The sequence below is a fragment of the Neobacillus sp. Soil_C_43 genome (assembly GCF_057656715.1).
In genome coordinates, this window is sequence record NZ_JBDGJV010000026.1 from 1 (window position 1) to 21,024 (window position 21,024).

Genomic DNA, 21,024 nt, shown 5'->3' on the forward strand with positions numbered 1-21,024 from the left:
AGTCCGGTGGAGTACCGAACTCAAGTCTTAAAAGTTGCATAGAAATATTTTGTCTAACTTTATTGGGTCAGATCAAACTAGGGCTCTTTATATGATGGTACCATTTTCTATTTCACATTATATTATTTAACAATATGATCACTTTATCAATTTCTTCCTTGGTTGTATTCCTGCCTAAACTAAACCGAATTGCCCCCATTCCAACCTCTTCAGGAACATTCATCTCCTTTAATACAGGTGATAGTTCTATGCTTCCAGCATGACACGCTGATCCAGTTGATGCCGCAAGACTAGGAATAGACTCTAGTAGTTCTTGGCCTATTTTATTTACAAAACTTACATTCAAGGTATTCGGCAGCCGTTCCTCAGGATGTCCATTCAGCAAAATCTGTTCACCAAACATTCCCTTTAGTTGCCCCCAAAAATAGTCGGTCAAATCTTTTATTCTATGATTCCTTACTTCTTTCGAAGCGATTTCACATGCCTTGCCCAATCCCACTGCTAGTAAAGTATTTTCAGTGCCAGCACGAAGTCCGAATTCATGCCCCGCTCCGTGTATTAGAGGTTCAAGTTGGATTCCATCTCTTATATAGAGGGCACCAATTCCTTTCGGTGCATATAGTTTATGACCAGCAATCGTTAGCATGTCTACTTTTAAATCATTCACTTGGACAGGGACTTTTCCAACGGATTGAGAAGCATCTGTATGAAAGGCAATTCCATTCCTTTCCGCTATTGCCCCAATCTCCTTTATCGGCTGTAACGTACCTATTTCATTATTGGAGTGCATGACTGTAATCAGAATTGTTTCTTTTGTAATCGCCTTTTCGATTTCTTCAGGTGATACTCTTCCATACCGGTCAACGCCTACGTAAGTTATCCTTGCCCCAACTTGTTCAAGGAACTTACAAGGGCTTACGATTGCGGGGTGTTCAACTTTAGAAGTAATGATATGGTTGCCTTTATGCTTATTTTTAAAATAAAACCCTTTTAAAGCAAGATTATTTGCCTCACTTCCACCACTCGTAAAAATGATTTCCCCAGGAGAACAAGCAATTAATTCAGCCACCTGTTCTCTTGCTTTATGTAAAAATTCCTTAACTGGTTTTCCAGACCAATGTAAGGCTGAAGGATTTCCATAGTAATCCTGTAGCAGAGGTTTCATCGTACCAACTACCTCAGGAGCCAAAGGGGTACTAGCATTGTAATCCATATATATATTTTCCATATTGCCCTCATCCCTTCTAAGGATCATTTCACCTATGTTTATCTAATTCTACCACAAGTTGTATTCGCATTTACCCTCCATTTGTCTTCTATACCATTTAGCATGAGGTTAACAATCAACCCCATCATAAATAAAAAAAGCCTTTTAAATGCAGCTTTGCATTTAAAGGGCTCTCTCTATCTTGACATGTTAAAGTGCTGGAGCATCCATTCCAATATGAGTCCATTCTTCTCTTGCTGGCCCATAAATACCTGGAACCTTCAATCCTGCCTGACGCATGAGGACTGTCATTTGACCACGGTGATGAATGATGTGCTTGATGAGCAATGAAAGTGTTACTGCTTTTGGCATTGTCATACCAAACACATTAACCATTTCCTTTAGGGAATCATCCGTCCATTGCTGTTTCACTGAGTCAATTGTATCGGCACTGACCTTTCGAAATGTTTCTGCCATTTCCTTTGCTGAGGAAGGAACGGTTCCTGAATTTTCTACCGGTTCCACCTTGATTCCGAACTCGATTAGCATTCCAGGAGTACTTGTAACAATGTGCCAGGCAATTCGGCCTAAGGTACGGTCCTCCGAAGAAACCTGTTGTTGAAGGGAATTGTCGGTTAACGCATCTAATACTTTTTGTGTAGACCCTGCTTCCTGATTCCATTCTTGGATGAATTCAGCTATTGAAGTATACATTTTGTTTTTTCCTCCGTTTTTCGTAGTTTTAAGCTTCTTAGGATTTAATTGATCTGACAGGACATAATCAAAACATAAAAAGTATACCATTCATAACCATAAGTACAATTTTATCTTTTTATTCTTACCTAATTGAGCTTTACCTAATATTAAATTTCTAACTTTTCCAATTCAAGAACTTCCATCATGGAAGTCCTACTCTCGTATAAACCAAACCTTTGATATTAAATTGTTTTCTACTTCATAAATGGCCATTAAGCTTGTACTTTCTCCAGTAAGCCCGCTCGTTGCAATTTCCCAATCTATTACTTTGTTGCCGACAATGGAACGATTTTTTATGTCCGCAAAATTCTTCTTTTTGAATGTTTCTGTATACCTTTCAATCAATACTTGTTTTCCACTTAAAGTTATTGTGTTAACCGGAAATGTGTAAACCGTAATATCATCAGCATATGTACTGGCAAATCCTTCAATATCCTGTTTGTTATAGTATTCGATTTGTTGTTGAACAACCTGTTCAATCGACATAAGCTTCCACTCCATTACTATTTATTGATTTAATATTAAAAGTGTGAGCGTTGATTGTAAACCTTTTCACTCTAGAATGATATCTATTTATCGCTTATAAAGGACTGTTTACGAGTATTACATCAAGCATGATCCTTCCTACTTTTAAAAACTTTCTTCAACATACTTGTACTTTAAGCACAGAATGGGAAAAATACAAGCAAATGAGTAAAAGGGGCTTATATATGAAGGAGAACAAAAATGAAGCAGTTGAAGCAAATCAACAAATGGATCATTTATTTTATGACTCCGGGTCCAAGAGCAATGTTACTGGGGGTTCCGAGGAAGAAATGGCTAATAACGAAATCCAGGAGCAGTTCTATGGAAATGACAAAGCAGATAACTCTCTTCCGTTTCATGTAGACGTAAACAATCCACCAATCAAAAAGTAAACAGAACAGCATAATAAAGGGCAAGGGTTTTTCCGTATGCCCTTTTTAGCTATTCATTATTTCTTTATTCTTCTGAAACTTTCACTAGCTGTTTTCCAATGTTATCCCCTCGGAAAAGTCCTAAAAAAGCTTCCACCGTATTTTCAAAGCCTTCAACGATATTCTCGCGGTATTGAATCTTACCTTCTTTTACCCATTGTGATAACTGAATTAATCCTTCCTTATTATGGTCTGCATAATCAGATACAATAAAGCCTTTCATCAATGAACTAGTTGTCAGCAGTTGTCCCGCTATTCTTGGTCCTAGCTCCGGCTTTTCTAAGTTATACTGCGAGATTTGTCCGCAAATAGCTGTTCGAGACTGAAAATTAATCAATGTCATTACAGCATCGCTTACTTTACCTCCGACATTGTCGAAATAAACATCGACTCCTGAAGGACAAACCTCCTTCAGTGCTTTGCGGAGGTTTTCTACTGTTTTATAGTTAATAGCAGCATCAAAGCCTAATTCTTCTGTTAAAAAGCTACATTTATCATCAGCTCCAGCAATTCCTACTACACGGCAGCCTTTTAACTTTGCAATTTGACCAACAATTGTTCCAACTGCTCCCGATGCTCCTGAAACAACTACTGTTTCCCCTTCCTTCGGCTGTCCTATGAACATTAACCCAAAATAGGCAGTTAACCCAGGCATTCCTAGTACATGAAGGGCCGTGGTAATCGGCGCTAATTCAGGATTAACCTTCCGAATGGTACTACCATCTGACACATTATATTCTGCCCACTCAAGGCGGCCTTCCACATATTGCCCCTTTTGAAACCGTGGATTTTTAGATTCAACGATTTCCCCAACCATGCCTCCAATAAATGGTTCTCCCACCTCATATGGTTTCGCATAGGATTTTGCATCCGACATCCTTCCGCGCATGTAAGGATCCACTGATAGATAAATAGTACGGATGAGTACCTCTCCTTCACTAATTTCCGGAATGTTGCTCTCAATTATGTCAAAATTGCTTGCTTCTGGCATACCCTTCGGACGACTAGCTAATAATATTTTTCGATTGACATTCTTGCTCATCCAACCACTCCATTCATTAAAATACAGCATGTAACTGCCGTTAGTTGCTTTGTTTATAAGTTCAATTTTGTAGTCTCATTTCCCTGCTTTTTTTTTCATGAGTTAATTTTTTCAAACTGAGTTATACTCATATCTAAGTCCTTCTTGCACGGGATTGAAGACCGATGTGTTATACTGTGCTTATACTTTGCGTAACCCACTGAGAATACACTTTAGGAGAGAGTTTATGAATTACAAGTTAGTCATCTTAGATGTTGACGGAACGATCCTTCCTCATGGAAAAACAAAATTGAGTCACGCTACTAAGGCTGCGATCCAGCAGTTGAGGGAGAAAAAGATACAGCTTATCATCGCTACGGGGAGAGCACCCTATTTTTCAGATTCCATAATTCAAGAAACCGGAGTAGAATCCATGGTCTTTTTTAATGGGTCCTATGCTTATCACCAAGGGATAGAAATATACAAGAGCGCTATAAATAAACAGATTTTAGAAAAAGTACATTTATTATCAAATGATTTTCAGCATCCACTCACTTTCTTAAGCGGCACAAGCTTTAAGTCCACAGATCTAAGCCATCCATACGTAATTGAAGCGTACCAACACGATCCATGGAAGCCCGAGCTTGCACCCGCTCAATTTTGGACAGATGAAGACATATACCAATTATTCTTACATTGCGATTTGGAGGAAGAGCTTCACTATCAAACCAATGTACCCGAGTTAGATTTCAGAAGATGGAGTTCAGGAGCTAGAACCTGTGATGTTAATTTGTCTAACTCCAACAAAGCAGTTGGTATTACTAAACTATTAGAAAAACTAGGAATAGCACCCGACGAGGCTGTTGCATTTGGAGATGGCCTAAATGATATCGAAATGCTGTCCTTGGTTGGAATGGGAGTGGCTATGGGGTCTGGGCGCGATGAATTGAAACAAGTGGCCAATATGGTAACACTCTCAGCAGAAGAAGACGGAGTAAGATATGGTTTAGAACGTCTAGGATTAATCTAAAAATTTTTCTCTTCCATAATAAAAAATAAAGGGAGATTATCTGAACCAAGATAATCTCCCTTTATTTTTTATGCTTTTACATAGAAAAGGTAAGAATATGTAAATATATTAATTATAGTTATTTAAGTGGTTTGGAGGTTAAGTTGTGCAATTGAGTACATTCATAAAAATACCGCTAATTTTTACCTTTTTAACTGTAATCGTATTGACTAATGGAGACCAAAGTAAAGTAGTACTATCATTTTCAAATCAAGTCCTACAGCGAGGGGCTGTGGGGGAAGACGTAATTGAATTGCAAACACGACTTACATATAATGGTTTTTACAAAAGTAAGATAGATGGTGTGTTTGGTTGGGATACCTACTGGGCGGTTAGGAATTTTCAGGACAAATTTGGACTCCCTGTTGATGGAGTTGTAGGCGCCAAAACGAAAGAAATGCTGGTGAGAGCGACAAAATATGAACAGAAAGGAAATTCTGTTAATAGCTCAAATGTTCCAAACGGCTATTCCCAAAATGACATACAGTTGATGGCAAACGCTGTTTACGGAGAATCACGTGGAGAACCATATGAGGGCCAAGTAGCTGTAGCTGCCGTTATCCTTAATAGGGTCCAAAGTATATCTTTCCCTAATACCGTCGCAGGCGTCATCTATGAACCTGGAGCCTTCACGGCTGTTGCGGATGGACAAATAAATTTAACACCAAATGAAACAGCAAAAAAAGCAGTTCTTGATGCCATAAATGGATGGGATCCTAGTGGTGGAGCTCTATATTATTTTAACCCCGCTACTGCGACGAGCAGTTGGATCTGGAGTCGACCCCAGATCAAAAAAATTGGGAAACACATATTTTGCAAATAAATATAGCTGTCATATACAACGAATCATTTCTTGTATATGACAGCTTTTTATTTATTTGCCTGTGTAAAAGAACATTGTTGATTTTTACACCCAGTTGATTGGAGCGGAAGGCGCGATGACTCCTGTGGGAGTATGGTTCAGGAGAGACCCCGCAGGCGCAAGCGCCGAGGAGGCTCGCCGAAACACCCACGAACCGCTCGCGCCTGGAGCGGAAATCAACAGACAAGTTTAACAAAGCCAATTATTTAAAATTGGAATTAGTAATGACTTATCATATACTTTTAATAGCTATTAATTACCACTTTATTAATCTCTAGAAAGGAAATTTATTTATGGCTATCCAATACGAAGTAATTTCTGAAGATAACATTAGTTGCCTAAAGGATTTTGTAAATGAATTAATGGCTTATCAAAAATCTAAAGCAACCATTCATCCTGAATTTTTTGATAACATGAATTTTGAAACTAGAATGATCCCTTCTGTCAACAGCGCCAAATATAATTACATAGTAGTAGCAAAAGATGATGATGAAATTGTGGGATATGTGTATAGCAACATTTCACCAAAGGAAACGTATTCAAATGATTTTGCTACCTTTTTTGATCTTGACTCAGTTAATAATGAAGATGTCGGTTGTCTTTCACAGTTTTATATCAAGGAAGGTTATCGTAGCCTTGGCATTGGTTCCGTTTTATTCGAAAAGTCGAGGGATTGGTTACGTTCATTTCCGACAATTGATGATTTGTTTATTTTTGTATCAAACGGAAACGATGAAGCCTTAAAGTTCTATCAAGGGAAAGGTTTCAAAATAAGCCACCAGATCCTCGATGGGTTTATTACTGTTTTAAGGAATACTTGATCAACATAAATAAAAGCTTGTAGAATTGGTCCATTTGGACTTCTTTCTACAAGCTTTTATTGTAACTTTTCTAACTATCAATTAGATAAGGGCTCCTATCAAACAGCTATCAGTTTGGTAGTTAATGCTATCAACTGTTATTTGTGCATTCCCACTCAGCGATTTCCTCTCGAACCTTAGGCGCTACCTCTTTACCCAACAGTTCAATAGCTTTCATGACCTCTTCATGAGGCATCGTACCTACAGGAACGTGAAGGAAAAAACGTGTGATTCCAACATTCTTTCGAAGGTAAATGATTTTTTGAGCAACTGTTTCTGAATCACCAACGTACAGTGCTCCTTCAAAGCTTCTTGCTGCATCGAAGCTTGAACGGTCGTAATGTCCCCATCCCCGCTCCTTTCCTAGCACATTCATAGTTTGCTGGGTAGAAGGGAAAAATTTATCTTCTGCTAGTTGAGTTGTCTCAGCGATAAAACCATGTGAATGTGAGGCAACAGATAGTTTCGACAAATCGTGCCCTGCTTGTGCTGCAGCTCTCTTGTAAAGTTTAACCAAGGGTGCAAATCTAACTGGACTTCCACCAATAATGGCTAGAACAAGTGGTAAGCCAAGGACACCTGCCCGAATAACTGATTCCGTGTTTCCACCACTGCCAATCCATACTGGGAGGGGGTCTTGAACAGGTCTTGGATACACGCCAAGGTTAGTAATGGCTGGCCGATGCCTCCCTTTCCAAGTTACTTTCTCAAACTCGCGTAATTTTAACAGGAGGTCTAGTTTCTCCTCGAATAATTCATCATAATCCCTTAGATTGTAGCCAAACAGCGGGAACGATTCAATGAAGGAACCCCTTCCGGCCATGATTTCTGCTCGTCCATTTGAAATAGCATCAAGTGTAGAAAAATCTTGAAATACACGTACTGGATCTGAAGAAGATAGTACCGTAACGGCACTAGTCAATCGTATTCGCTTCGTTTGTGATGCTGCAGCAGCCAGAACAACTGCAGGAGAGGAAGCCGCATAATCCTTTCGATGATGCTCTCCAACGCCAAACACATCCAATCCTACTTGATCGGCAAGAACAATTTCCTCAACTACTTCACGTATTCTTTGTGCATGACTTATTACTTCTCCGGTCTGAACGTCCGGTGTGGTTTCTACAAAGGTACTAATTCCTATCTCCAAAGTTCATTCCTCCAATTTTACTCTTCTGCTAATTGCGACTATGTAAGTATATACCATTAACTGTAATATTTTTATTTATATGCACCCATTTTAGTTTATTTAAAATACAACAGAGAAACACTAAGTGTTAGTTTATTGGACGAAGGGTGTATCTCACATGGATTTTTTTCAAAGCCAAGAATCACTAACCACAATTGAATGGGTTTTACGTGCGGTTGTTGGTTTTTTCTTCTTGGTCATCGTCGGCAAAGTTTTAGGACAGCGTGCCATCTCCCAATTAAGACTGCTTGATTTTGTTATTGCTCTAGTCATTGGCAACATTATTGCCCATCCATTGTCTGACCAACACCTTGGGTTAAAAGGGTCCGTCATTTCCACCATTGTATTAGTAACCTTATATCTTGGTGGTATATTCATCATTCTTAAATGGCCATGGTTGAGAATGCTAATTAACAGTAAACCAATCCCACTCGTACAAAATGGAGAGATTTTATATAAAGGCCTTCAAAAGGCAAGGATTTCTGTAGATTTGTTATTAGGTGAATTGCGTAAGGAAAAAGTAGCAGATGTCAAAAGCGTAGCATTAGCTTTTTGGGAGGCGGATGGGACAATATCCATTTTTCTAGATTCTAAATACCAACCCCTTACACCATCGACCATGCAAATAGTGACAGAACCATTCGATTTACCAAGAACGATTATAAAAGAAGGTAAAATAAATTCTAATGAATTACTGCAAATACAAAAGGACGAAGATTGGGTTATATCTAAATTAGAAAACTTTTATCAAACTGATATCAAAAACGTCTTGCTGGCAACTGTGGATAAGAATGATAACTTTAAGATTTTTTTATATAAGTAATCCTTTTATCATTGACTGGTAAGAAAAGAAAACCAGGTTTTTAGTGTAACGGGTTCGGCTTTGAAGTACAAAATTACATTTGGAAGGTAAAATCGCAACAGATTTAACAACACCATTGACTAAGTAAATCACATTATAATTATCATAGAAAAACGCTCTAAACAAAAAGTTAAAGCGTTTCTTTATATTTTCTTATTAAGTAAAACGTTAGTTTAAACTGCTTCGGATTATAATGGATATATATATTTAATTCCCATCAAAGTTACCAAATTAAAAATATATTATCTATCTTCTAAATGTTTAAAGTCTCGCTTTAACTTATTCTTAGACGAATAGCCTGTTTGAACAACTTCATCTTTATTATGAACAAAATATTCGTATTCTGCTTCTGGTTCGCTATTAAATATGACACCAATGATATATGGGTTCATACTTTCATATCCGTCTTCACGATGAGGCACTGTCCAAAATTCCCATGTCTCTTTTGGGTATTGCTGTTCTAAATGAGTCTGTAAATAACCTACTTTTTTTTCAATTTGTAAATCAATCCAGTATGGACGTACCATATAAAAGACACTAAAAGAAATCAGAAAAACAACAGCCAACCCCTGAAAAATTTTTCTCCATTTCCCTTTCATAACGAAAGATGCAAATAGAATAACGAGTAAAATTCCGCTAGCTATCATCAATTCAATTAATTCAATTGGATGCATGAATTACCCTCACTTTTTAGAGAAAACACAACTTATCTATTACTAATTTTTAACAGAAAATCACAAAAACTCCAGTGAAATTCACCTAATACTTAAAAGTGGACTATCTTAATATCATATTGGCACCCAGTTTTAGCAAGATTATTAACAAAACAGCATAATTTTATGTGGTAGTTTCAATTTGCCTGTTAATTGTTGTGCTAATTTTGATGTCAAAACGAATAAAGCATTTATATATCAATAGACTCGGTTACCATTCATTGTTGATTCTCGTGTAGGTAGAAGAATTCTTATGCGGAGAATTTCCGTTTATTGTATAAAGAGGCAGATTAATAAGCAGAAATAAGCGGAGAAATTCCCTTTAACTGCTCTAAAATATGACAAAATCCAATGATTTGGATCATATAAACGGAAAAACTCCCCTTATTTTTAAGGAAATAACGGTATTTCCCAATTTAAGCGGAATTTTTCCGTTTATTTTTCAAACACTGTAAATTCAACATACAGTGATAACAGAGCCAATCAATAAAAAAGGAGACACCAACTCATTGCGAATTATTTCTCCAAATAGGTTGCTTTATCACATTTTGTACTCGCAAACCGAACCCGTTATTTTTAGAGAGCTATATTTTTTCTCTATACCTTCGTAAGTTATAACCATTCATCAGGCACTGAACTATTGTCAGCGATAGAAAATGCAGCATTTGTGATTGCTTCTGTTAACGTTTCTCCTGTTTCACAAACATCATTAAAGCAAACCTCAGAAACGCCATTTGTTTTATATGTAAATCCCAATTTTTCTAATCTCTCAACGATTACCATCGCATGGTCAAGGTTATGTTCAGGTTCAAAATCTGAAACAGGAATGAATGTATCCTTTTCAAAATCATACCATCGATCCCATCTATTTAATTTCCATCCTAGTATTCTTCGAGCTATAATTTCTGTTCTGTTCATATGTATTGGCTCCTTTTCTTTAGACATTATTATTTTACCACTTTAGCTTTTCGGTCCTATATTATTTATTGTCAATTTTTTTAATAAAATTTGCTATCATTGTAAAGGTGTAAAGGTGTAAAGGTTTTTCACGAAGGGTAATTTATTAGTGAGGTGATCATATTGAAAATTATTCTAACAAAAAACGCATATCTTCAATTAAAAACGGTTTTCCCTGAGAAAACTTCTGTTAGGATTATTGCACATCAAACGAGTGGTTGAGGTAGTACTATTGTGTATGAACTTGCTCAGGATGAGCAGGTAGAACATGATGAGGTGTATCTATTTGAGGAGATTACTATCCTTGTTAGCCCGGAAGTACAAGCATATCTTGATGGAGATATCGTTATCGACCATACAAAAAATTATGGGTATGTGCTAAAGAATGATTACGAAATCTTAACTTTTGGTATGAAGCTGAAAAAGGGTTAATAAGCCCCCTGTCATTGCTATGAAAGACAAAATACAATGAATCTTTAAAAAAATGTCCTTCATCCCACTGATGAAGGACAAACCTCGAACAACATCGATTAAAAATGTCCTTCATCCTGCCAATGAAGGACAAATCTCTTACTCATTCAATCATAAATGTCTTTCATTCATCTAAAAAGAACAATATTCCTGCATTTAAGTTTACATAATATATTTATAGTAACTAATAAGCTCTTTATTTAAAGTCTACCTTTCCCTCCAACGCTCTACTACCATTGCAATTCCTTGACCCCCTGCAATACATAATGTTGCCAGGCCGTAAGTTAACTTAGTCTTTTGCAATTCATGAAGAAGCGTAACTAGGATTCTTGCCCCTGAACAGCCTAGTGGATGACCTAAAGCAATCCCCCCGCCGTTAACATTTACCTTTTTTCGGTCTAAGTCAGGCCAATGCTTTAGACATGCAATTGCTTGTGCTGCAAATGCTTCATTCAATTCAATGAGATCTATATCTTCCATCGTTAAGCCTGCTTTTTCTAATGCTTTCTCACTGGCAGAAACTGGACCAAGGCCCATCTCTTTAGGCGAGACACCAGTAATAGCCCAAGATTTAATAGTTGCTAGTGGTGTCAGGCCCAGTTTTTCTGCTTTTACTTCACTCATCAGCATTAAGACCGCTGCCCCGTCATTCCGACCAGATGAATTACCTGATGTCACTGTGCCCCCTTCTTTAAAGGCAGGCTTAAGGGTAGATAATTTTTCTAGTGAAGTCCTCCTAGGATGCTCATCAACAGCGAAGAACAAGCTTTCACCCTTGCCAATTGGAACACTTATTGGAACAATTTCAGCTGAAAAGCGCTCGTTCTCCAAAGCTCTTAGTGCTTTTTCTTGACTATCAAGTGCAAAGAGATCTTGTTCTTCTCTAGAAATCTCAAATTTTTCTGCTAGCCATTCAGCTGATTGGCCCATGTTAAACGTTCCATATAAGTCTTGAGGCTGAGAGCATGGTTGGCTGCGAGTATTGGAATCAAATAAAGTTAAATCCCCTGGTTTTAACCCCTTCCTATTACCAACAAAGTAATAAGGTGCTTGAGACATACTTTCCACTCCGCCTGCCAAAACAACCTCCGATTGACCTGTCTTGATGGACATGACTCCATTTATTATAGCTTGAAGTCCTGAACCACATTGCATTTGTACTGTATGCCCAGTCACCTGTTCAGGAAATCTGGCTTTTAATGCGGCTACCCTTGCGATGTTAGGTGTTTCAGCACTCTGTTTTGTTTGACCAATGATTACTTCATTTAAAATAGAAGAATTATAACCAACAGAAGATAAATTATTATTCATAACAGTGGCTAACAATTCTTCTGGTGGCACAGACGAAAGCGCACCACCCATTTTTCCGACCGCCGTTCTCAGTGCACTTACAATAACGACCATTATTGTTTCACTCTACTTTCATTCTCCAATTGATCCCTACAGCTTAAAGCAATCCTAAATCGCGCGTCTGTCTTTGCTTTGACAGATTCGATAGTTTGACCAGGTAAAACTTCAATAAGGACTAATCCTTCCTCATCCACCTCGAAAACTGCCAGTTCCGTTATGATTAGGTCCACTTTTCGAAGTGAAGTGATAGGGTACTGTAATTCTTTTACTATTTTAGATTCGCCTTCTTTGGTGGTGTGTAAAGTGGTGACAATGACTTTTCTTGAGCCCTCTAACAAGTCCATTGCTCCACCGACACCTAATACACTCTTCCCAGGGACAGCCCAGTTTGCCACACGACCTTTTTCATCTACCTGGAGGACTCCTAAAATGGACACATCTACATGGCCACCGCGAATCATCGCAAATGAAGAGGCACTATCAAAGAAGGAAGCTCCTTCTTCAATCGTAACGGGAAGCTTACCGGCATTCACCAAGTTCTTATCTACTTCATCGGCTTGAGGGGTGGGTCCTACACCTAGAATTCCATTTTCTGAGTGGAGGTAGACTTTAATTCCCTCGGGAACAAAATCGGCTACCAATGTCGGTATACCAATGCCAAGATTGACAATATCACCATCTTCTAAAGCTAGACCTGCCCTTTTTGCAATGACATGTTTTTCACTCATTGGATTTCTTCCTCCTTCATAACGAGATAATCTACGAAGAGATGAGGTGTAACAATTTCTTCGGGTGATAACTCACCTTTCTTCACAATTTGATCAACCTCCGCAATCACTACTTTGGCCGCAGTTGCCATAATAGGATTAAAGTTTCTAGCTGATTTTATATATACTAAATTTCCTAATTCATCTGCTTTATGTGCTTTTATTAAGGCAATATCGGCCTTTAATGATGGCTGTAGAATATATTTTTTACCTTCAATTTCTCTCTCTTCTTTTCCTTTTGTAATCTCCGTACCAGCACCAACTGGCGTATAAAAGGCTGCAATTCCTGCCCCGCCAGCACGAATTGCTTCTGAAAGCGTTCCTTGTGGGAGCAATTCAATGTCTAACTCTCCCATTTGGTAGGCTTTTACCACATCTGGATTACTTGTAAAATAAGAACCGATTCCTTTTCGAACTCTCTTTTCCTTAACAAGCACGCCAAGCCCTTTCCCAGGCTCACCAAGATTGTTACTAATTATTTCTAATTTTGCAGTTCCTGACTGTTGTAACGAACGCAATATGGTTAATGGACAGCCCACTAAACCAAAGCCTCCAACCATGATCCTATTTCCATCTTTAATCATTGATGTTGCTTCCATTGCCGAAATTAGCTTATTCATTCTCATTCCTCCAAAGTTATTTACTAGTAATCTTAAAAAACGCAAAAAGCTGAGCAATATTCTAATAAGCTACAAAAATGGAGAACATTTTGTAGCCTTTCAAATTTGCTCAGCTTTAATAAGACCATGAGAGAGGAAAATCTCTCACTTTATTAAAACCAATCTAGATTTTATTATTAATATGGTCCCAATATCTTTGTACTGCCGATTGCAGTGCGACAATGATCGCCTGTTGGGATGGAGCGAAATAATGATCCTTAATTTTTTGGACTAGAGGATCAATCCCATTTTTCAAACAATAACCAATGAGAATTTTTTCAAAAAATTCTTTAGTTAGACCAGTCACAAAAGTGAAATCCGCTTTTTCTATGGTATGACTATGATGGTTTATTTCCAAAACAATTCCAGCATGTTTATATAATTCATGCATGGATGTCCCTTGAGGGGCTTTTGCATAACCCGTAACAATCACTGTTTCTAATTGATTAATAACAACCCCTCCTAAAAACAATAATTATTTTTAGATAATAGTAAAGATTCAGAATAATTATAGTAATTAGAAGGTGACTTGTCAATAGCTCTTATCTTTTAAGAAAATACTACATTTTCCTTCCATACTTTTTCTAATTCCAATCTTGCTTCTATAACTTTGGGATGAAATTGAATATCTGCAGTAGCTCTTACACTATTAACATGATTATTACCTTTTTCTATTTCCGCCACACTGACAGCCCCTGCATTTAATCGTTTACAAATGGACAATCCAGCCAGTCGTCCTTGTGCCATTGCCACTTTGGCACTTTCAATTCCAGTAATATTTCCAGCTACAAAAAGACTGGGTATGTTCGTTTGCAGTTCCCTATTATGGAGTGGAACTACACCTGATAACCCTTCTATATGAACAAATTTGCATCCAGCAGTGGCTGCCAATTCATAAAGGGGTGTTAATCCACCAGATAAACAAACACAATCGACATGAATGCTAGTTACCTTTTCAGTGAGGCTACCGTTTACATCTATCTTTGCAATAGAAACACTCTCCACCTCTGTCTGACCAATGATGGCTTGCAAAGAATGCCTTAAATAGATTGGTATTCCCCACATTTTAATGCCCATGGATGGATAAAAGCGTGCAGCTAACTTTCTCCCTGTTTTAGATTTTAATAGTTTTCCACTACCTCTTATCCATCTTGAAGGAGCATGAGGGATTAAATCTTTTAATGTATCTAATTGTGATATTGGCGATGAAAATGGAGAAAAAGGATTATTAGGAAGCAAATAGATTCCAACTACATCGGCACCAGCAAGTTTCATTGTCCGTGCAATGGATAATGATAGAATATCTATCCCAGCTACAATTACTTTTTTTCCTGGTAAAACTCCATATACATTAGTCAATACCTGTGCGGCGCCAATGGAAATTACACCTGGGAGGGTCCAACCTGGGAGGGGGACCGTTTTTTCAACTGCTCCTGTAGCAAGCAAAACACATTCAGTATGGATGACCAAGGCTTCTTCATTTTTTGTGAGATCTGAAACATATACCTTCCACCCAGCTTCCAATCCCCAAACTTGCTTTCCTGATAAAATTTGTACATTAGCTGAACGGGCCTTCCGAATTAAATCTTCTGCATATTCCTTACCCTTCCACCAAATCTTTGCATTTCCTTCTTCGTGAAGTTGACCTAGTAATTTCCCCCCTGGCGTGGGATGATCATCGACCACTACGACTCTGACACCTCGTGATCCCATTTCAATTGCAGCGGATAATCCCGCTGGCCCCCCACCGACAACCACTACATCAGTTTTCATCCTTTCCCCCCTTCCCAAGGCTGTTCTCATTATTCCTCCAATGAATAATATTTTTCTCCTTCTTTAATAAGCGTTGTACAGGCCTTAACTAATCCAATATCCGAGCGGTAGATTCTACATTCATAGCATTGGCCAATCCCACAGTACATCCCTCTAGGCTCGTTATTCTTTTCACTATGTCGCAATGTTTTTACGCCGTTTGCCCACAAGGCGACACCAATCGTATCTCCTTCCATTCCTTTATATATTTCATTATTGAAAGAGAAGGAGACTGTCTTTCTTGACTTGTTTCCAAACAATGGATGGTCAATTCTCATCTTTGTATCTCCCTTGCAACAATTTGTGATAGGGAAACAGGACGAGTGGGCTGATGAATGGTTAACATACTTGGATGTTCCAGAAGCCCATTTTGTTGATTTGGAATTAAACATTCCAATGCTGTTCTGCAAATCCTACCTTGACAAATACCCATCCCTGCACGGGTTGCCATTTTTAGTTCTTGCAAGGTACTGGCTCCATCGTTTATTGCCTCTTGTAAACTATCAATTGAAACTTCCTCACAACGACACACCATGTAAGAAAGGTTAGACATATTGATCCCCTACCTTTTGTCCAATCCGCGCCACTGAAAAATTAGACAAAATAGTTGTTTCAACAGGATTTACCTTACCTGCGAAATAGCTTGATAAACTTTTTGCCATTAATTTTCCCATCACTGTAGACATTCCGTATCCATGTCCGTTATATCCTGCAGATATAAAGGCATTATCCCAAGAATTAATTTTTCCAAAGTAAGGCAGATGATCCCTTGTTAATTCAACTGTCCCTGCAAAGGCCCTGATTAATTGCTTATTCCTGTAACCTGGGAATATTTCTATGAATCTCTTAGTAAGAAATTCAATTGCAAAGTTAGTATTAGATACTTCATATCCATTGGTCTCCCATGGTCCTCCGCCTCCAAAAAGGATGTTCCCTGCGTGAGTTTGTCTGAGGTAAATGGAATTACCCGCGACAAAGGGATGGATTTTTCTCTTTTTCATGATTTCAGTTACAAGAATTTGAGAACGTCTTGGTAAAACAGGAATCTCTTCATTTAATTTGTTGCAGAGCTCTGTGGTCCATGGGCCTGCGCAAAAAAGGTAGGCGTCAGACTGATAGTTTCCTTTATTTGTGGAAGCATATTCTATTTCTTGTTGATTTGTCTTAAATTCATATACCTCGCAATGATCAATGACCTTTACACCATTTTCTTTTAGATAAGAAATGATACTTTTAATCGTTGTAAACGGATAGCTTTGTGCATCTGTTTCACTTAATAACCCCATGTTAATTTGAGGAAATATATCAGGTACTATTGTTTTCATTTCATTAGCTGAGAGGATTTTTACTGTTAATCCCGAAGCCTGATAAAGGTCATGTGCGGCCAGCAGCTTCTGCTTCTCGGTTTCATTCCTAGCAACCATTACATTACCTGAACGGACGAATTTAGTATCAATCCCATCAAGTTCGAGTGCATCCCAAATCTCGATTGCTAAACGGGCAAACGGTATTTCTCTAAGCTCCCTCCCTAACGCCAATACTCCTCCGCCATTCCTTCCAGATGCCGCAGCACCAAATGATTTTCGTTCTAAAATTGTTACACCGTACCCATTTTTTTGAAGGAAATAAGCTGCCATAAGCCCAATAATTCCCCCGCCAATAATTGTAATTGTTCTCTTTTTTGAGGAGAGCATTATAGAATCTTTTAAAAATTCTCCTAAGTGATTATAGATCTCTTTTGCCTGTAAAGCCGTTGCTATTGATTCTTTTTCAACCTGCATTGATAGTAAACTGAGTCGATTCATCTCTTGGTCCATATATCTTACACCCTTTAACTTCTATTTGGGGTGAAAAGCATTCCCAATTATTTTACCAATCTTAAAAATGAACTGAGCCTCTGGCTTTTAGGATTATTTAGGACTTCCTGTGCGTTACCTTCTTCCTCAATGACCCCATTGTGCATAAAGATAACACGATCAGCTACTTCCTTTGCAAATCCAATCTCATGTGTTACAACAACCATCGTCATACCTTCCAATGCCAGTTGCTTCATGACCTGTAAAACCTCACCAACTAACTCAGGATCTAGAGCAGATGTCGGCTCATCAAAAAGCATAATTTTTGGATTCATTGCTAAAGATCTAGCAATTGCCACACGTTGTTGCTGTCCACCAGAAAGCTTCTTAGGATATACATCCTTTTTATCAAGTAATCCTACTTTTTCTAAGAGTTTTATCCCTTCTGCTTCAGTTTCTGCAACACTCTTTTTGAGAACTTCAATCGGACCCACAGTAACATTTTGAAGAACAGTCATATGTGGAAACAGATTAAATTGCTGAAAAACCATCCCTACTTCTTGCCTAATTTTGCTAATATTCTTGTCTGAATTATTCAGTGTAATATCATCAATAATAACCTTGCCATTATTAATCGTTTCGAGACGATTCAAACAGCGAAGCAAGGTACTTTTCCCTGACCCACTTGCTCCAATCAATGCAATTACTTCGCCTTTATAAACTTGTAAATCAATCCCTTTTAACACTTCTAAATGATCAAAACTTTTATGAAGATTTTCTACAGTAATAATTGGTTGTCCAGTTTCTATATCTTTTTGCATTTTTAGGGCTTCCACTCCATTTCCTCCTAGCGATCACTTATGCTCATGCGAACTTCGACTTTATTTAAAATAAAGGTAAAAAGTGTCGTCATAATCAGGTAAAATCCAGCAGCCGCAACGTAGAACTCTATAAAGGCAAAATTCGTCGATGCGAATCGTTGTGAAACCATCATAAGTTCAGTTACTGTCACTAAGGAAGCCAAGGAAGAATCCTTTAACATCATGATAGCTTGATTTCCTAAGGACGGAACGCTCACTCGAATTGCCTGAGGAAGAATAATCTTCTTCATAATAGTTGGATATTTCATTCCTAGTGACTCGGCTGCTTCCACCTGTCCTTTTGGTATTGATTGAATACCGCCACGATATATTTCAGCAATATATGCTGCAGAGTTGATTCCTAATGCAATAACCGAAGATACAAATGGTGAAAGCTCAATTCCTATTTGCGGCAAACCAAAGTAGACTATAAATAACTGGACTAGCATTGGGGTTCCACGAATAATCCAAAGATAGAAGTCGGCAATGAAAGATAATACTTTTATGGAAGAAATTTTCATTAATGCTATGAAAAGGCCCAATATAAGCCCAATAAGGATGGAGACAACAGAGAGTTCTAATGTGACAACAGTTGCCTTAAGCATAAACGGAATAAATTTTGTAACCAAATTAAAATCAAGCATCAAATCTCCCCTTAACGAATGTCCTCACCAAACCATTTCTTACTAATTTTTGCATACGTTCCATCATCCATCATGGCTTTTAGATGTTTATTGATTTCAGCTTTAAGGGCCTCTTCGTTCTTGTTCAAGGCAATTCCGGCAGCGTCCTTTAGAATCATGTCCCCTACGAATTTAAATGGATAATTTTGTTCTTTAATTAACCGTGCCCCAACTGCTTTGTCTGTCAACACACCATCAACTCGTTTATTAGATAAATCTTGAAATGTTAGCAAGTCACTTTTATATGTGATTACATTTGCACCAAGCTCAGTAGCCTTTTCTTCAAATGTTGTTCCAATTGCTACTCCTATTTTCTTTCCTTTAATGTCTTTTTCAGGATCCTTGATATCTTTATTATCTTTATTGATAAATAGTTGAGCACCTGTATGATAATATGGTTCTGTAAAATCTACCTTTTGTTTTCTTTCATCTGTGATGGCCATACTAGATAGGATGATGTCATATTTTTTAGTAAGCAAGCCCCCAATAATGGTATCCCAAGGGGTAGGAACATAATTTGGCTTTACGCCCATTCTTTTGGTTATTTCATTTGCTATATCTACATCAAACCCTATTAACTTATTATCCTTGTCAAAATAGTTAAAAGGAGGATATACTCCTTCAATTCCAATATTGATTACGCCATCTTCTTTAATTTTTGCTAGTATTCCAGTATCCTCTTGATTTTTCTTGGACTTTTCAACTGTGCCTGAACTTTTATTACTCGTTCCACAACCGGCGAGCATAAAAACCATGGTAATTAAAATGAATAAATACTTTTTCAACTTGTTTCCTCCTCATATATTTTTATAGAATTCTAGAACACTTTACATGTAAGAGTTCTAAAAAGTGTAACCATAATAAAAAATAAAAAACCGTACAAGACATGAAAACGTAAAATGAGCATGACAATCCATGAACTCATTCGACGTAATCACGGTTGTACGGTTTAATGGAACATGAAAAGAGGTGATCTTTTCACAGCATTATTACCTGACCTTGATTATGTACAAATTATCAATTTGTAAGTGATTGATATTTTCTATTAGTGATTATTATAAGTATTTTGAGTTAACCCGTCAATAAAATTTCTGAATATTTTATTAATTAATGTTCCTCTGTTATTTTTATAGGCACAATGTAATTTATACATTGTGCCTATTGGTTATATTACATATTTACCGCCATTCGACCAAGTGGACCCTTTTCGTCTATTATTTCCTGTATATCATAGATTGAAATCGGAAACATAGGAAATCCAAACACATATGGAGTTATTTCATATAGCTGAAAATAGATAACCAGTGACTTATCAGCAATATAATAGTCTTGGTCCGGTTTAATTATTGTAAAGTCTGTAATCAACTGGATCTTTCGGTCTACGATTTGCTCTTTAATTAATGTTGAGAGCCTCTGAATATAATCACTTCCAGGCTTAAATAAGTCTTTCAATTCACTTGACTTCGCTTTTTCCAAGTCAAATGTTAGAGACTTTATATACGTCATTCCATGTGCGGCATGGTAATGGTAAGTATAATTTGAGAGTGACAAACTAAGAACATTACGTTGGTTGTTTTTAATTTCATATAAGCCAAGCATTTCCTCAACTGTTGTCGGCATATTCCCCACTTGTTGATCAATTAGTTCCTGAGTTTGATTAACGATTGTATGATTGATTAATTTTTCCGTTTCATGATTCTCCATCCCAATGACCTGTGGATAAATGACCCTTTTATTGGGTCCCCCACTAATTGAAGCTGTTTTAATATTTACTGGCAGTAAAATGGGCATATGGTTCATCCTCTTACATTTTTTTACCCATTTTATTCTTGGAAAAAATTAATGTGTGCTTCACCCTCTACCTTTACAGGATTTTCACATAAACAATTTTCCTATGTAATCCCAAAGTGTTATTCCCGCTCCCCATTTTTTAAAGTTGGGGATTTCTCATTTATGACAATACCGACCCCTAACTTCTTTAATGCAATAGCAGCCGAGAGACCACTTATACCTGCCCCAATGATAATTGCCTTTTTATCCATATATACCTCTCCCCATTTTCAATGCACTTTTCATTTAATTATTTTCCAATAAAAATACCATACTTATCGTGAGATTTGTCCAAGCCTCTCCTTTCAACCATGAATAACCTATGATGAAGCCGGCTTGAAAGTCTA

26 protein-coding genes are annotated in these 21,024 nt (G+C 37.5%); 6 read left to right on the plus strand and 20 right to left on the minus strand.

What is annotated here, in order from left to right; all coding sequences use genetic code 11:
- Positions 1-112: 112 nt before the first annotated feature.
- The 3 genes from AC3A54_RS23400 to AC3A54_RS23410 all read right to left on the minus strand — a co-directional run bounded on the left by AC3A54_RS23400 (position 113) and on the right by AC3A54_RS23410 (position 2,449).
- A complete protein-coding gene (locus AC3A54_RS23400) occupies positions 113-1,228 on the minus strand; it encodes a cysteine desulfurase family protein (protein ID WP_487656408.1) in 1,116 nt (371 codons plus the stop codon).
- 189 nt (positions 1,229-1,417) lie between these two features.
- Positions 1,418-1,921, minus strand: coding sequence for a DinB family protein (locus tag AC3A54_RS23405; protein WP_487656409.1), 504 nt, complete (start codon positions 1,919-1,921; stop codon positions 1,418-1,420).
- Between the two features lie 195 nt (positions 1,922-2,116).
- Positions 2,117-2,449, minus strand: coding sequence for a nuclear transport factor 2 family protein (locus tag AC3A54_RS23410; protein WP_487656410.1), 333 nt, complete (start codon positions 2,447-2,449; stop codon positions 2,117-2,119).
- 224 nt (positions 2,450-2,673) lie between these two features.
- On the opposite strand from AC3A54_RS23410, the gene AC3A54_RS23415 reads away from it, so the two are divergent.
- The gene (locus AC3A54_RS23415; protein WP_487656411.1) at positions 2,674-2,880 is read left to right on the plus strand and encodes a hypothetical protein; all 207 of its coding nucleotides are present in this window, start codon (positions 2,674-2,676) and stop codon (positions 2,878-2,880) included.
- 64 nt (positions 2,881-2,944) lie between these two features.
- Here the strand turns inward: AC3A54_RS23415 and AC3A54_RS23420 are convergent, their stop codons facing one another.
- Positions 2,945-3,961: an NADP-dependent oxidoreductase gene (locus AC3A54_RS23420; protein ID WP_487656412.1), complete on the minus strand. Its 1,017-nt coding sequence runs from the start codon at positions 3,959-3,961 to the stop codon at positions 2,945-2,947.
- Between the two features lie 226 nt (positions 3,962-4,187).
- On the opposite strand from AC3A54_RS23420, the gene AC3A54_RS23425 reads away from it, so the two are divergent.
- From AC3A54_RS23425 to AC3A54_RS23435, 3 genes are all read left to right on the plus strand, one after another.
- Positions 4,188-4,970: a Cof-type HAD-IIB family hydrolase gene (locus tag AC3A54_RS23425; protein WP_308083825.1), complete on the plus strand. Its 783-nt coding sequence runs from the start codon at positions 4,188-4,190 to the stop codon at positions 4,968-4,970.
- A 145-nt stretch (positions 4,971-5,115) separates the two neighbouring features.
- Positions 5,116-5,832, plus strand: a complete 717-nt coding sequence (sleB, locus tag AC3A54_RS23430; protein WP_487656413.1) for a spore cortex-lytic enzyme — start codon at positions 5,116-5,118, stop codon at positions 5,830-5,832.
- A 332-nt stretch (positions 5,833-6,164) separates the two neighbouring features.
- Positions 6,165-6,692 carry a GNAT family N-acetyltransferase gene (locus tag AC3A54_RS23435; protein WP_487656414.1) on the plus strand — a complete coding sequence of 176 codons (528 nt, stop codon included), beginning with the start codon at positions 6,165-6,167 and terminating at the stop codon, positions 6,690-6,692.
- Between the two features lie 130 nt (positions 6,693-6,822).
- Here the strand turns inward: AC3A54_RS23435 and AC3A54_RS23440 are convergent, their stop codons facing one another.
- A complete protein-coding gene (locus tag AC3A54_RS23440) occupies positions 6,823-7,878 on the minus strand; it encodes an LLM class flavin-dependent oxidoreductase (protein ID WP_487656415.1) in 1,056 nt (351 codons plus the stop codon).
- A gap of 157 nt (positions 7,879-8,035) precedes the next feature.
- Between AC3A54_RS23440 and AC3A54_RS23445 the strand changes: the two genes are divergently transcribed.
- Positions 8,036-8,740 carry a DUF421 domain-containing protein gene (locus tag AC3A54_RS23445; protein WP_487656416.1) on the plus strand — a complete coding sequence of 235 codons (705 nt, stop codon included), beginning with the start codon at positions 8,036-8,038 and terminating at the stop codon, positions 8,738-8,740.
- A 281-nt stretch (positions 8,741-9,021) separates the two neighbouring features.
- On the opposite strand, the gene AC3A54_RS23450 is transcribed toward AC3A54_RS23445, so the two are convergent.
- Positions 9,022-9,453 (minus strand): hypothetical protein, encoded by a 432-nt coding sequence (locus tag AC3A54_RS23450; RefSeq protein ID WP_487656417.1) that lies wholly within the window; start codon positions 9,451-9,453, stop codon positions 9,022-9,024.
- A 651-nt stretch (positions 9,454-10,104) separates the two neighbouring features.
- A complete protein-coding gene (locus AC3A54_RS23455) occupies positions 10,105-10,410 on the minus strand; it encodes a BC1872 family protein (protein WP_335549284.1) in 306 nt (101 codons plus the stop codon).
- A 273-nt stretch (positions 10,411-10,683) separates the two neighbouring features.
- Here AC3A54_RS23455 and AC3A54_RS23460 point away from each other — a divergent pair, with 273 nt between their 5' ends.
- Complete coding sequence (locus AC3A54_RS23460; RefSeq protein WP_308083820.1) at positions 10,684-10,881, plus strand: hypothetical protein; 198 nt, start codon at positions 10,684-10,686, stop codon at positions 10,879-10,881.
- A gap of 246 nt (positions 10,882-11,127) precedes the next feature.
- Here the strand turns inward: AC3A54_RS23460 and AC3A54_RS23465 are convergent, their stop codons facing one another.
- From AC3A54_RS23465 to AC3A54_RS23525, 13 genes are all read right to left on the minus strand, one after another.
- Positions 11,128-12,324, minus strand: a complete 1,197-nt coding sequence (locus tag AC3A54_RS23465) for a thiolase family protein (protein ID WP_487656418.1) — start codon at positions 12,322-12,324, stop codon at positions 11,128-11,130.
- Entirely contained in the window at positions 12,324-12,998 is a 675-nt protein-coding gene (locus AC3A54_RS23470; RefSeq protein WP_487656419.1) for a 3-oxoacid CoA-transferase subunit B, read from the minus strand. Before AC3A54_RS23470 ends, AC3A54_RS23465 begins: the two co-directional genes overlap by 1 nt.
- Positions 12,995-13,657, minus strand: a complete 663-nt coding sequence (locus AC3A54_RS23475; protein WP_487656420.1) for a CoA transferase subunit A — start codon at positions 13,655-13,657, stop codon at positions 12,995-12,997. The genes AC3A54_RS23470 and AC3A54_RS23475 overlap by 4 nt, the downstream gene beginning before the upstream one ends.
- Before the next feature lie 163 nt (positions 13,658-13,820).
- On the minus strand, positions 13,821-14,129 hold the full coding sequence (locus AC3A54_RS23480; protein WP_487656461.1) for a DUF3870 domain-containing protein: 309 nt from the start codon (positions 14,127-14,129) through the stop codon (positions 13,821-13,823).
- 116 nt (positions 14,130-14,245) lie between these two features.
- Positions 14,246-15,469, minus strand: a complete 1,224-nt coding sequence (locus AC3A54_RS23485) for an NAD(P)/FAD-dependent oxidoreductase (protein WP_487656421.1) — start codon at positions 15,467-15,469, stop codon at positions 14,246-14,248.
- A 29-nt stretch (positions 15,470-15,498) separates the two neighbouring features.
- Positions 15,499-15,786 carry a (2Fe-2S)-binding protein gene (locus tag AC3A54_RS23490; RefSeq protein ID WP_487656422.1) on the minus strand — a complete coding sequence of 96 codons (288 nt, stop codon included), beginning with the start codon at positions 15,784-15,786 and terminating at the stop codon, positions 15,499-15,501.
- On the minus strand, positions 15,783-16,061 hold the full coding sequence (locus tag AC3A54_RS23495; RefSeq protein ID WP_487656423.1) for a (2Fe-2S)-binding protein: 279 nt from the start codon (positions 16,059-16,061) through the stop codon (positions 15,783-15,785). The genes AC3A54_RS23490 and AC3A54_RS23495 overlap by 4 nt, the downstream gene beginning before the upstream one ends.
- The gene (locus AC3A54_RS23500) at positions 16,054-17,325 is read right to left on the minus strand and encodes an NAD(P)/FAD-dependent oxidoreductase (protein WP_487656424.1); all 1,272 of its coding nucleotides are present in this window, start codon (positions 17,323-17,325) and stop codon (positions 16,054-16,056) included. The genes AC3A54_RS23495 and AC3A54_RS23500 overlap by 8 nt, the downstream gene beginning before the upstream one ends.
- A 47-nt stretch (positions 17,326-17,372) precedes the next feature.
- Positions 17,373-18,125 (minus strand): amino acid ABC transporter ATP-binding protein, encoded by a 753-nt coding sequence (locus AC3A54_RS23505; protein ID WP_487656462.1) that lies wholly within the window; start codon positions 18,123-18,125, stop codon positions 17,373-17,375.
- Positions 18,126-18,151: 26 nt separating this feature from the next.
- The gene (locus tag AC3A54_RS23510) at positions 18,152-18,808 is read right to left on the minus strand and encodes an amino acid ABC transporter permease (RefSeq protein WP_487656425.1); all 657 of its coding nucleotides are present in this window, start codon (positions 18,806-18,808) and stop codon (positions 18,152-18,154) included.
- A gap of 11 nt (positions 18,809-18,819) precedes the next feature.
- Complete coding sequence (locus AC3A54_RS23515) at positions 18,820-19,632, minus strand: transporter substrate-binding domain-containing protein (protein WP_487656426.1); 813 nt, start codon at positions 19,630-19,632, stop codon at positions 18,820-18,822.
- A gap of 385 nt (positions 19,633-20,017) precedes the next feature.
- Complete coding sequence (locus tag AC3A54_RS23520; RefSeq protein ID WP_487656427.1) at positions 20,018-20,638, minus strand: DUF3298 and DUF4163 domain-containing protein; 621 nt, start codon at positions 20,636-20,638, stop codon at positions 20,018-20,020.
- Between the two features lie 119 nt (positions 20,639-20,757).
- Positions 20,758-20,889: an NAD(P)-binding protein gene (locus tag AC3A54_RS23525; RefSeq protein ID WP_487656428.1), complete on the minus strand. Its 132-nt coding sequence runs from the start codon at positions 20,887-20,889 to the stop codon at positions 20,758-20,760.
- Between the last annotated feature and the right edge of the window lie 135 nt (positions 20,890-21,024).